Raw genomic sequence first — 13,311 nt, 5'->3', positions numbered from 1 at the left:
GTTATAAAAGAGAGATTAACGGGGTTTGCGGATTTATTGATGATAATGCAGATTTTTAAGAAAAGGTGCTGGATGCCTTCTAAACAAATCAATAATTTCCTCGATTCTTATGTTTGTATTATAATTAAAATGTTCAAAAACATATTGTAAGGTTTGTAAATCTTGAGGATAATCACAAGTCAATACAATATTATTATAAGATCTTTGATAAGAAGGAATGGCTAATTTTTTATAGTATGGCTTTTTCGAAATATCCTCTCGTAAAGCTAAAGTTACATGTTCCTTATGCAAAGGTTCATGGGAATTGATATTTTTCAATTCTGATAATTTCACAAGTTCAAAACCAGTACCTTTAATCCAGCCATTCGGGTAAATAGCATCTATATAAGAATAATCCTTTAACATTGGGAGAGCCATTTCTAAAGCTTTAATGTCGACTAAAGGATTATCTCCTGTAATTCTAATGATATTCTTAATATTATAATATTCAGCTGCGGAGATATATCTTTCTAAAACATTAAAGAGAGATCCTCGATATACCAAAATTTCTTGAGCTTGTAAATACTCAACTAAATCATTATCACTATCATGAGTACTGGTACATATAATTATAGGTATATTCAGTGATTTTAACCTTTGAATTACATAATATATGAGAGGTTTTTCACCTATTAATTGAAGACTTTTACCCGGTAAACGAGTGCTTGACATTCGAGCTTGAATTATTACAGCTGTTTTAATATCAGTCATTTATTTTTATATACCTGTCATAAGCAACTTCTAATACCCCTTCCTTTTCCAAAACGTATTCCACAAACTCACGGAAAGCACCTTCTCCTCCCTTTTTTTCCAGAGTTACATGAGCGTTCTGTTTAATCCTTAAATTTGCATCTACAGGACACACAAACAAACCTACCTTATTCAATAGGGCATGATCATTCATATCATCTCCTATATAAGCTACTTCAGAAAGAGAGATGGCATATAAAGTACAAAAATCAAGAAGGGCATTAAGTTTGTTTTTAACACCTAGCTGATAATTTGTTATATTCAATTTTTTAAGTCGGGAAATAACCATTTCATTTTGTTCTCCAGAAAGTATCAAGATGGGTAAATCCATGATATTAGCAAGACTTACACCAAAACTATCCTTGGTAGAAAATTTGCGAAGCGCATCTCCCTTTTCACTATAATAGAAAGAACCATCAGTCCATACCCCATCTATATCAGAAACCAATAACTTAATTCTCATAGGTTTTTAATGCTATAATTACAAATACCGTTTACTCCAAGTAATTAGAATAAATAATTTCATTAGCTACTATATCAATCACTAACTTTTTTCCTATAATTTTTGACTTTTCTGTATATTTAAAGCCGTCTCCAGGCGATAATAAATGCAAATCTTCGTCTTTAATTATCGACCCAGCCAACAATATTTTATTAGTAGCTAAAGATCGCTCCAATTTAATCTTTCCTAATTCCACTGAGGGATCTATAAAAAGATCTTTCTTACCAAAAGATAATTCTAATAATCGTATATCTCTTACCATCCGTTGAGCTCCATCTATTCCTAAAGATCCGGCTTGGTCTGTTCCTTTCATTTTTCTATCTAGGGTAAGATGTTTCTCAATAATATTTGCTCCCATGGATACAGCAGCTAACGGCGTAGCTATTCCAATGGTATGATCGGAATATCCAACAGTATATTGAGGGTAGTTTTCTTTTAAATAGAGGATAGTATTTAAATTAACATTTAAGGGGTTAGTAGGATACTCTGATACGCAATGCAAAATGGAAATATCATTGTGATACCTATTTATTTCATTTAAAGCGTTATCCAATTCCTCCTTTCCTGCCATTCCTGTAGACAAAATAATAGGAAGACCAGTTTCAGCTAATGCACTTAAAAGGGGAATGTTAGTAAGATCTCGAGAGGCTATCTTTAATTTGTCTGGTGTAAAATGTTTTAATACCGACAAGCATGAAGGGGCGCAAAGTGTCTCAATGAAATCAAGACCTTTCTCTTTAGCGTAAAGATAAATCTCATAATGTTCAATATCACTAAGCTCTAAAGCAGCCCTATGTTCCCCATAAGTATGTCCAAACGAATGTGGTGAATTATAAATACGATTTGCCGAAGTAACCGATAACTCATAGTTTAAATCCCTCTTGGTAAGTTTAACAGCATCCATCCCTTTCAATTTATGCTGAAAGAGAGGGTCTATTATAGACCTGGCGGCTACATCAACAATTAATTTAGCTAATTCGGGCGATCCATTATGATTCTGACCAATTTCCCCAATTAGATAAGTAGTTTGATTCATTCACTATTAGTTTAACTGCATATTACGCAGCAGTCAAAGATAGTTCTTTGTCTTTAATTTGCGAAATGAGACCTTTCTGATGAGCAAGATAATAATAGATTACAAAAAACAAGAAGTACATGACCATAGACTTCTGTCTAATAATTATCCCAAGATTAGACATAACAAAAGTCATGGCAAAAGATGTAAGCATAAACAGCACTAAACTCATTCTCACATTAACCGGTGCATTCTTTAAAAACTTCAGGAAATCTAATTTCAATATTTTCAAAAATAGCAGCAAGTAAATAAAATTCTCTAAAGACACTATTATACCTAGTATACCCGGAGCATCAAAAAATAAAGGACGGAACCAGAATGTAAAGAATTTTTCTGGCAGTGAGTACCCGGCCATATTAACACCAGAGCTTGCTGTATTAAGATCTTGAGATCTTTGCGCTGTGAAAGCTATAAAATCGGATATTAGATCTTTAGAATTATTAAGATGAACTACTGCCAAAATTTTTTCATGAATAAGAAACAGGCCTAATAACATACTTAACCCTATTATTAATTTCTTCTTCCATGAAATGGCATCCTTACCTAAGAAGAATCCACCTAAGCCACCAACAGTTAATAAGAGAAAAACATGAGGTCTTATATAAAAAACGAGAAGAGCACCTATTAATAAACCCACCACTCTAACTTTAGGCTTTTTGATAGAGTAAGCAAAAAGCATCAGACCAAGAAAAATGATTGATCCTTTTCCTAGAGAAGCCGTCCAAAAGTGCATGTTCGGTAAAAAGAGTATTAAAGTAAGTAGATCTATATGTTTAAACACTTTAACTTCTAAAGATATATTCTCTTTAAAAAATAAATACGCATACACGAAACCTAAAAATCCAAACCAGGTGAATAATAGCATCATCATCTCATAGCTAAACCCGAGTCCATTGATAAAAGGATATGAAATAAAATTTACAAACGTAGTTTCTGTTCCGAAAAAATCAAGCCAACCTTTATGGATATTCTGTGGCCAAATAAAGTATTTATGGGAATCAGATGCATTGAAAAAGGCATAAATATAATACACCATTCCAAACCCCATATGATAAATAAACAACCTATTCATAAGGGTTCTATTAAAAAAAGAATGTTTTTTTTGTAAGCTTTTGAATATAAATTGAGTCACCAAATAAAGAAAGGGCAGCATGAATATAGCGCCAATTATATCTAATACGAGTCCGGTTTCTAATTGCATAATTATTATTTCTGCTAATAGACATGCAACTTAAAAGCCAAATAAAATTAGTGAACGTTATCTTAATTAAAATAGAATCAATTGACTGAAAATCAATTAGTTAAGCCTATAAAAAAGGGTTTTAATAATAAAGTAAAATAAAATCAACCAATACCTAAGCTTAATAAAATAGAAAATCCACACTCAAGTGTGGATTTTCTACATAATAAAATTAATATTTTATCTTCTAACTACCGTATAATTCATTTATTTCTGTCATCGTAGAAGATTTAAAGTCATACTTCATCTGACAGTATTTATAATATTCTAATATCTCTATTAATTCCATTAAATTTTTTTCAGGATTATTTCCGAAGTTATGAGGATGCCACCAGAGATGATAAATTTCTCCGTTGATAGCAGCCTTTTTCATTTCTCTTTTAATTCGAGATAATTTTAAACTGTTTAATATCTTATATTTAGAATAGGGTCTTAATAACCTACTTGCCTTTTGAGACAAAGGGGTATCTTCCTCCCTATCCTTTTTCTCAATATTATAAGATTTATCATTTAATCCAAAATACGCATCACCTGTCCTATATAGTTTATTCCTAAATGAACTTTTATCAACTTCCTTCCAATACCAGTTTGATGGGTTTGCCCTAACATTCTGAATTCCCATTTCTGAACATATCTTTAAATATTCTTTGTTAAATTGATTCCGAGGGAAAACCAAGGATTTTAATTCAATATTTAAACTTTTTGCCAATTTTATACATTGCTCCAAATCAGCCTTAAATGAATTTATAGTTTGACCCTCCTCTAAACAATAATAATGTGAATATGTATGTGTAGCTATTTCTTGATTAGGTTGGTCTTTAATTTTTAGAATTAGTTCTTTCGCAAAACATAATTCTTCAAAACCCTTGATGGAAATTTTATTTCCAAACTTATATGCAGAGAGAGAGTCATTACTGTAATTAGGCAAAACATTGGGAGTATTTATTTGCCATTCCTTCCAATCAGTATTAAATAGCATGCCAACTATAGCCCAAGTTGCATGAATTTCGTATTGTTTAAAAATAGCTAATATCTCTGGAATTAATTTTCTTGTATTCCTAAAATAAATTATTTTTTCATCGATCGAAACTTTATCAAATACACCCCATAATAATTCAAAATCCAAAGAAATAATAAAATTGCCGCCTTTATTCATATATTTTGTTTCTAAATGGAATGAATTGTCGTGTTTCTTATAGTACTTAAATTCAACTCAGATTGTTTTTGATTATTATTGTTGATTGAATTTTTATTTTTTTTCATTTTAATAATTTTATCGTATTTCTTTTGAGCTAAATAGTAGTAAATAACAAAAAACAAAAAGTACATAACCATTGATTTTTGTCGCATAATAATTCCAAGGTTAGACATAATGAAGGTCATAGCAAATGAGGAAAGTAAAAACACCACTAAGCTCATTTTCACTACCACCTTAGAATTCTTAATAAAGGTTATAAAATCTCTCTTCAGAATTTTAATAAATAAAAGTAGATACAAAAGATTCTCTACTGAGGTAATTAATCCCAATATACCGGGTGCATCAAAAAATAATGGTCTAAACCAAAAGGTAAATAGCTTCAAAGGTAAAGGATAGGAAGACATATCCACACCGGAACCTGATTTACTAAGAGATTGCGATCTGTCGTCTGAAAAATCTTCGAAGCCTTCCACGAGATCATCTCCCCCTTCCAGTCCAACTATACCTAAAATTTGATCTTGTGCGAAATAAAGACCTCCTACTAGAACTATGTATATCAATAATTTCTTACTAAATGATATTTTTTCTTTACCGCTCATATAACCTAAAACAGTTCCTACTGCAACAAATAGAAATACATGTGGTCTTATATAATATATTAATAAAGATGATAAAATAAGTAAATAAATACGGGACTTCGGGCTATTAATCGCATAAGCAAACATCATTAACCCTAAAAAAATAGGGGCTCCTTTTCCTAAAGAAGCCGTCCAAAAATGCATATTAGGAAAGAATAAAATTAACATTAAGAGATCAACTCTTTTAAAGACCTTAATCTTAATCGGAATATTTTCTCGAAAAAAAAGATAAGCGTATAAAAATCCAAGATAGCCTAACCAAGCATAAAACACCATCATCATTTCATAATTGAAATTTAGAATATTAATAAACGGCCAGGAAAGAAAATCTATAAATGTAGTACTAGTACCTAAAAAGTCAAACCAACTTAAAAAAGGATTCTGCGGTCTATCATAATATGCTCGAGAGTCAGATGGGTTGAAAAAAGCATATAGATAATATACCATCCAAAAAAAGAAATGATATAGAAACAAAATATTCATTACTTTTTTAGAAAAGAACTTATGCTTATTCTGAAAAGAGTTAAAAATTCCTTGATTAATAAAAAATAAAACAATAATAAAGAATAAGGCTCCTAGCATATTAAAAAAGTTCTAAATCTCCTAAGGTATAATTCCAATTATCAATATTTAATAGCTGATTATCAATATCCAAATTTAAATTTCGTACTGTTAGCATCGGACCCATCGCCCCAGAAAACCCAATTAAACCTCCTAAATTTTCAGAGCATGAGATTATATGAACTTTCATATACTTAGTGAGGTTTTCTAAGGCCCTATTTAACTTTTTCAAACCTTTATCTCCCTTGTATATTTGTTCAACTACCCTAAGTTCATTAAAATACTTATGCTGCTTTATATAAGTAGCTAAATAAAAATCGTGATCACATTTCACATCATATTTTTGCAATGGATTATTTTCATATCTCCATTTTAAATATTCTATCGATTTTATAGTGAATAAGTTAGACGTTCTGCTATTTCCAATATTATGAGTTTCTATTAAATTTTCCAATACGTTTTCATCTCCCATTTTTTGAATAGAATATTTATAGTTCGTATCTGAAATGAACATTTTCAAGGGGCTAATTAAATTGAGGTGAATTTTTAATTTGCTAACCTTTTTCCAATCCATCTTCATATACCCCGGAAGACTCTGTGAATTAGGAGTATTAAAAATAAAATGATCGCCTACTTTCGTGGAAATATTAATAGCTTCAAGCGTCAATTTTTTAAAAACCCCTTTACCTTGATGATCTGGATGAGTAGCAGTATCTACTGCTCTATAGGCTGAATACACCTTCTCACCCAACTTCCATTTCCATTTCATAAATGCTCTTACTCCTATTATCTTATTATCCTCTTCTGCTAAGAGAATTAGAGATTTCCCAAATGGATTTTGATAATGTTTAAAGTTCCAAATTTCCTCCGATTTAGGAAGTTTAGCTTCTCCAAGACTTGCTTTTAATACAGATATAATTGCACCCGTATCTTTATATGTGCCTTCTCTAATAATCATATATATTATTTAAATTGAAAGAACCAAATTTTTAAAACAAGATTTTATTTAGAGTCCAGTAACAATTCTTCGTATAAAGATTCTAAGGATTTTACCATTTGATTCAAACTAAATCCTTCTACAACCCTTTTTCTAGCCGCTATCTTAAACTTTTTTAGCTTCATTGGATTTTCAATTAGCAATAAGCACAAATCAGACAATTTTTCCCATTCATTAATATCACAAATTAGACCATCCTTGTCTTGACTTATTACTTCCTTAATTCCACCAGCGTTTGTGGAAACTATAGCACATTCCATACTCATTGCTTCCAGAAGAGCTATTGGTAAACCTTCAAAAGAGCTACTCATCATGAAAATATCCATAGCAGAAAAATAAGGTTTTACATTAGTCTGCAGTCCTGCAAACTTAACTCTTCCTTCTAAGTTTAATTTTCTGCTTTCCTCTTTAATCTCTTCTTCCAATGGGCCAGCCCCCACAATTATTCCATATACGTTAGAATTTACATCGATAATTTTCTTCAGAACTTGCAGCCATTCAACAATTCTTTTTTGAAATCTAAAAACTGCAACATTACCAATCACAAAGGCATCTTTCGGAATGCCTAAATCCCTCTTAATAGTATTCCCTAATTCTAAATCTCTTCTAAATGTTTCCGTATTAGCTCCATTTAACAGAGTTCTTACTGGTATTTTTGGATTTATATTGTGGTTTATAGAATTTGTAACATCTTCTGAAACTCCAAGTCCTAAGCTTTGAGAATTAAAAGTATAATGGTTGATCTTCTTTGTTATAACATGGTACCTTTCCTGCATATTATGCTCCGTATACACGGTAGGAATCTTTGTTTTTTTAAAAACAAGTCTACTTAAAAAACCAGCCCATGGTAAATGACTATGAATTAAATCAATGTTATTGATATTACAATATTCTATGACTTTAGAGTATTGCTGTAATAATTTGATATTATTTTTGGCAGATAAACATGTTACCTTACCCCCAGCATGCTCTATGCTTGAGACCATTTGATCTTTCCAGGGTAAAAAGTAAATATAATGAAATTCAAATTTTGAGGTGTCATGAATCTTTAGGGTTTCAGGCAACAACATTTCTGCCCCCCCTCTTCCTAAGGATTTTATGATGTGTAGAATTTTTATCTTTTGCATCTAATTAAAAAGTCAAGCGACAAATTTAAGGGATTAAAAAAAGAGGACAAGCTTTTCTTTGATTTTAATATTCAAAAAAGCAACTTAAACTTGATCTATATGCTTTTATAAGCTATTGCGAATTTTTGAGCAATATTGTAATTCATGAACTCTAATTTCACCATTCTTTCTGCATTTTTAATCCTATTTAAATCTGGATTATTTAATACATCCAGTATCTCAATACAAAAGCTATTAATATTATCTTTTTCTACTAAACATCCAGTTGAATTAGATATTATTTCTGAAATACCACCAACATTATAAGCAACAACAGGAGTTTTACAATACATCGCCTCTAAAAGTACCGCAGGTAAACCTTCTATTTTACTTGGGAGCACTAAAACATCTGCTCCTGATATATATGGTAATGGATTTCTTACTCCTTCATAAAAACTAACATTTTTTCCAAGCTTAAATTCTTGAACCCTTTTTTCTATTTCTTCTCTTAGAGGCCCTTCTCCGAATAAATGTAAATGAGCATCCGTATCCTTAGCACTTAATTGCTTAAAAATTTTCAGCAATCCCTGATGATTTTTTTCACGCGTAAAAGATCCAACATGAATAATATTCTTTCTAGCTTTCCCTAAAACTACAGGCCGCTCTGTATTAGCTTCAATTCCTATTGGAATTACAATAGTCTTTTCTTTTGTAGATGGAAATAATGAATTAAGATCTGCTTTCGATGAATGAGAGACTGAAATTATTTTATCTACATTATTAAGAAAAAATGAATTAATTAATTTGGAGAAAAAGGATTTAATATAATAGCTAGAAGTACTTGCATTTCTATAAAAGATGGGTTGTTTCCATCTGTGGATTTTTTTTGATATAACCGCATATTTTAAAGTATCTGCGGCATTCGCTTGAATAACATCCGGAGAAAAATCTACAATTATATTATTCAATTTTTTCCAACCTTCGAAATCTAAGTACCTATTAGATTCTTCCGTAGACAAGCTCATTATCCTTTCTTTAAAAGGTAAGATAGCATCCCCATCATATATACTAACCATTTCAACAATATGTCCTTGATTTATCAAGTGATTAGACAATTGGCTTGCAAAGATTTCTGCGCCCCTATATTGTTTCTTTTGAATGATTTGTAATATCCTCATTTATATAACTCTGAATACTATAGCTACCTTAAATTAAGGATAAATATAATTTTTCAAATTTTTGAGCATTGCTTAATGGATTGAATTCCTCCACTACCAATTTATATGCATTAGAGCCCAATTCAGTTTTTAATTCTTTATCATTTATTATTTTTAATAAGGTATGCTTGAAATCTTTCTTATTAAAATTATCTATAATATAACCTGTTTTACCGTTCATAAGAACTTCGCAAACTCCACCTACATTAGTTGCCACTGAAGGGACATATTGACTTCCCGCCTCTAAGATCACTCCTGGAACCCCTTCTACTTTACTTACCAAAACAAAACAATCAGAAGAGGCTAAAAGCTCTGGTATATCTTTTCTGAAGCCTAGTAGAAAAACAGTATCACGTAATTTACGTTTTGTAATTTCATTATTAATGTGATCGAACAAAACACCATCACCAACACATACTAATTTTATTGTGGAATCTAAAATTTTTAGATCTTCAAAAATATCCAGAAGGAATTCATGGTTCTTTTCAGGACTGAAATTCCCAATATGAATCACAATATTATCTTTTGTAGATAAATGTAATTGCTTTTTTAGTTTATGAGACTCTTGTTGTTTATTTACTTCCTTTATAGGGATTCCCCTTCGAATAACAGTAGTTTTATCTTTAGGGTAATTAAACGTTTTGATAAAATCGCTAATTGCTTCTTCACCTACAGATGTAACATGATCAACTTTTCTGAAAATTTGTTTATAAATTTTTTTCTTAAATCCTACAGACACCCATTCACTAATCATACTAATATTTCTATAAACTATTGGGGTTTTAGGAAGAATAAAAGAGGCTGCCACCATATATTTTAACGTGTCAGATCCATTACATTGTATTACATCTGGTTTGGTTTGCTTTACTAATTTTATTAATTTCCTTACTAATTCTACAGAAAAACTTCCCGTCTTAGAATTTATAAGATCATAATGAGCTGCGTTCTCAACACTTAAGATATTCTCAGAATTCTTATAAAGACCTACAAATATTATTTCATGCCCAAGCTTAATTAATTCGGAACTGAGGTTTGCAGCAAACACCTCTGCTCCACGATATTGACGCTTAGTAACTAATTGAAGAATTTTCATTTTAAACTTTAGATTGATAAACGTCTCTATACATTTGAAGCATTTCCAAGTTAATGGTATCTAAATTAAAAGTATCCCTAAATCTTTTATACGAATAATCCCCTAATTTTTTTCTTAGCATTTTATCATTATATAGTGTTAAGATATTCATTGCTAAACTTTTATAATCCCCTGGGTGAGAAAACAGGGCTCCTTTCTCTGATCCAACTACCTCCTTCAACACTGGAATATTCGAACAAATACAAGGAAGCTTAGCTGAGAATGCCTCTAATAAAGCACCCCCTAATCCTTCATAATAAGAAGGAAATATAAAAGCATCCGCATTTGCCAATCTTTTTTCCACATCACTTACAAAACCATGAATTTTTACTTGATCTTGAAGATTATTAGCAGCAATGTAATCCACTATTTTTTTGGTATATTGACCTTCTCTTCCTAAAATTTGTAAATTAATATCTGTAATATTATATTCCTGTTTAATAAAATTTAAGGCAAATAAAATATCAATCTGCCCCTTTGCAAATTCCTGTCTCCCAGTATTTATCAGTAAAAAATCTTTGGATATAGAAGAAGATTTTTTATTTAAATTTTCTTTTCGACCTCTATAGATAATTCGATAATTATCTCTTATTTTAAATAAAGGTAAATAGTGTTGATACACCTCTTGTGTAATGGCATGATAAAAAATATTCGAAGTTAATCTTGCAGACCATTGATCAATCTTTTTGGCAAGTTGAAATTTTTGCCAAGATAATTGACTATCTTTTTTCCTTTCTAATGAATAAGGAGTGTTTACTAAACTTTGGATGACCTTACCATGGTGAGTTAATAATCTTGATAATCTTAAAACAAGATTAGATTCAGCTAAAACAGAATGTATAATATCCGGTTTTTCTTTTTTGATTATATCTACAACGAAATTTATTTTGGATTTTAAATTACTACTTCCTTCATAGTAAATAGTGTTTATTCCAAAATTCTCAACTTCTTCTTCAAGTCCTATTTTTTTATGTTTTAAACAAACGATATTTAACTTAACATCATTCCTTAAATATAAAAATTTTGCAAATTCCACCATAGAACGTTCAGCTCCACCAGCTCCAAGAGAATTTATTAAGATAATTATTTTCATAAGTACTTGGGAAAAAATTAAAGGCGACCTTCTAGGTCACCGGAAGAAAATTGTATATCTTCCATTATTTTAAAATTATCATCACGATAAACTACAACAGATTTTCCTCTCCGTTTAAAAAGCATTAACTTTATATTTTGATTATCTAAATAATGAAACAAAAACACTTTCTCCATTTTAGCCAATTTTCTAAGAGAAGGAGTAATTACGCTATTGTCTCCTATATAATCAATTAAAATTAAAGTCTTTAAACCTTTTAGCAGTTCAATTCTATAGATAACTATAACTGATATCTCATTAATATTAATCAATACTATCTTATAATTTGAATCTCTATAACGCCAGTTCAAAAAGTCTTTAGAAATATGAGTTCTAAAAGAGTCATATTCTAAATTTACATCTCTTAAATTGAAAGAATTATTTTCAATTTTCCGAATAGAAATATTTCTATTTAATGAAGGCAATACGATTCCTAAGTTAAAATATAGTTCTTTAGAATAATGTTGCCACCCCATTTTAATGTAACCAGGTAAGCTATTATTGTTAGGAGTATTGAAGACCAAACTATACTTAGAGATAAACTTTTTTAATCCTGCCAAAGTAAGATCCTTAAATAAACCTTGGCCCCTATAATCCGGGTGTATGATGGTATCTACAGGACGAACTGCTTTAACAACTTTATCTCCTTTTTTGAATTCCCAAAACATAAACATTCTAACACCAACTATTTTTGTTTTATCACATGCCAATAGCCCCAAAGATTTCCCAAAGGGATTCTCAAAGTGTTTCCATAAAAACGAAGCTTCTGTGTTTTTTTCACTAAGACCCAAATGAATTAAATCAATGATCTCGGAAACATCTTCTGCATAATCTATTTCTCTAATTAGGATCATGTAATATTTTCTTTGAATTTCATTAACTTAGAATGTAAACCGGAAACTTTTACTTTAAATTCATGTAATTTAGTATCAGAATTCACTCTAATTCTTGAAATCCTCATAGGGTTAACATCTTTTTTATTTAATTGATGGTCAAACAAAAATGCCATTTTTATTTCATTATCAATAAGAATTTTTTCAGATTTAGCATCCCAATTTCCATTGGGATAAGCAAAAATTTGATAACCTGGAAGACCCCAATTTTTAAAAGAGTCTTTTGAAGTTTTAAGTTCACCCTGCAATTCTTCACTTGTGCATTTGTCTACCATTGGATGCGTATGAGTATGATTACCTACAAACATCTTTTCAGAGTGCATTTTTAAAATATCATTTCTAGTAAGTTGTTTAGAAACTATAGGTTCCAATTTATTTAAATAGGCAACACGCTCTTCATTGTCCATTTTTTTCAATCTATTAACAACTACTCTTGCTTCAGCGTAAGATTTTCCCTGATTCTGTATTGCTAATTCAACCCACCTGCACCAAAAGGTTTTCTTAGAATCTATCAAACCAGTAATTACGAACATTACAGAAGGCATATTATATTTTTTTAGTAGAGGCAAACCAAAATCTAATACCGAAAGATCCCCATCGTCGAAAGTTATTAATACAGCATTCTTAGGTAGATCTGCCCCATCAAATAGAAACTGTTCCAATTCAAAAATTCCTATTACCTTATATGAAGATTTTAAATATTTTAGTTGCTTTTCAAATAAATATGGATCATCTATCGTGTGATAAGCTAAAACTCTTAACTTAGAAGAAGAAAAAGCAGCTACTCTATTAGAAAAAGGTATTAATAAATTGTAAAAAAGATCCTTCATT

Annotated in this window: 13 protein-coding genes; all 13 read right to left on the bottom strand. The window is 30.4% G+C overall.

The genetic code is table 11. From position 1 onward, the window contains the following. Positions 1-33: 33 nt before the first annotated feature. The 13 genes from L1I30_RS13410 to L1I30_RS13350 all read right to left on the bottom strand — a co-directional run bounded on the left by L1I30_RS13410 (position 34) and on the right by L1I30_RS13350 (position 13,310). Entirely contained in the window at positions 34-750 is a 717-nt protein-coding gene (locus L1I30_RS13410; RefSeq protein WP_236134812.1) for a cytidylyltransferase domain-containing protein, read from the bottom strand. Beyond that, positions 743-1,252 carry a KdsC family phosphatase gene (locus L1I30_RS13405; RefSeq protein ID WP_236134811.1) on the bottom strand — a complete coding sequence of 170 codons (510 nt, stop codon included), beginning with the start codon at positions 1,250-1,252 and terminating at the stop codon, positions 743-745. Before L1I30_RS13405 ends, L1I30_RS13410 begins: the two co-directional genes overlap by 8 nt. Positions 1,253-1,283: 31 nt before the next feature. Next, positions 1,284-2,327, bottom strand: coding sequence for an N-acetylneuraminate synthase family protein (locus L1I30_RS13400; RefSeq protein WP_236134810.1), 1,044 nt, complete (start codon positions 2,325-2,327; stop codon positions 1,284-1,286). A gap of 22 nt (positions 2,328-2,349) precedes the next feature. Further along, complete coding sequence (locus tag L1I30_RS13395; protein WP_236134809.1) at positions 2,350-3,438, bottom strand: hypothetical protein; 1,089 nt, start codon at positions 3,436-3,438, stop codon at positions 2,350-2,352. A 355-nt stretch (positions 3,439-3,793) separates the two neighbouring features. Continuing rightward, positions 3,794-4,762: a polysaccharide deacetylase family protein gene (locus L1I30_RS13390; protein ID WP_236134808.1), complete on the bottom strand. Its 969-nt coding sequence runs from the start codon at positions 4,760-4,762 to the stop codon at positions 3,794-3,796. An 11-nt stretch (positions 4,763-4,773) separates the two neighbouring features. Further along, positions 4,774-5,724, bottom strand: coding sequence for a hypothetical protein (locus L1I30_RS13385; RefSeq protein WP_236134807.1), 951 nt, complete (start codon positions 5,722-5,724; stop codon positions 4,774-4,776). A 301-nt stretch (positions 5,725-6,025) separates the two neighbouring features. After that, positions 6,026-6,961, bottom strand: a complete 936-nt coding sequence (locus tag L1I30_RS13380) for a GNAT family N-acetyltransferase (protein ID WP_236134806.1) — start codon at positions 6,959-6,961, stop codon at positions 6,026-6,028. A gap of 44 nt (positions 6,962-7,005) precedes the next feature. After that, positions 7,006-8,127: a glycosyltransferase gene (locus tag L1I30_RS13375; RefSeq protein WP_236134805.1), complete on the bottom strand. Its 1,122-nt coding sequence runs from the start codon at positions 8,125-8,127 to the stop codon at positions 7,006-7,008. A 95-nt stretch (positions 8,128-8,222) separates the two neighbouring features. Beyond that, a complete protein-coding gene (locus L1I30_RS13370) occupies positions 8,223-9,284 on the bottom strand; it encodes a glycosyltransferase (protein ID WP_236134804.1) in 1,062 nt (353 codons plus the stop codon). 28 nt (positions 9,285-9,312) lie between these two features. Beyond that, entirely contained in the window at positions 9,313-10,416 is a 1,104-nt protein-coding gene (locus L1I30_RS13365; RefSeq protein WP_236134803.1) for a glycosyltransferase family 4 protein, read from the bottom strand. Between the two features lies 1 nt (position 10,417). Then, the gene (locus tag L1I30_RS13360; RefSeq protein ID WP_236134802.1) at positions 10,418-11,548 is read right to left on the bottom strand and encodes a glycosyltransferase family 4 protein; all 1,131 of its coding nucleotides are present in this window, start codon (positions 11,546-11,548) and stop codon (positions 10,418-10,420) included. 17 nt (positions 11,549-11,565) lie between these two features. Next, positions 11,566-12,441: a GNAT family N-acetyltransferase gene (locus L1I30_RS13355; RefSeq protein ID WP_236134801.1), complete on the bottom strand. Its 876-nt coding sequence runs from the start codon at positions 12,439-12,441 to the stop codon at positions 11,566-11,568. Next, a complete protein-coding gene (locus L1I30_RS13350; protein ID WP_236134800.1) occupies positions 12,438-13,310 on the bottom strand; it encodes a polysaccharide deacetylase family protein in 873 nt (290 codons plus the stop codon). Before L1I30_RS13350 ends, L1I30_RS13355 begins: the two co-directional genes overlap by 4 nt. Position 13,311: the final 1 nt, after the last annotated feature.

The sequence above is a fragment of the Gillisia lutea genome (assembly GCF_021568705.1).
Classification (GTDB): domain Bacteria; phylum Bacteroidota; class Bacteroidia; order Flavobacteriales; family Flavobacteriaceae; genus Gillisia; species Gillisia lutea.
The sequence above is the reverse complement of the archived record's forward strand: the minus strand, read 5'-3'. Positions and strand labels throughout refer to the sequence as shown.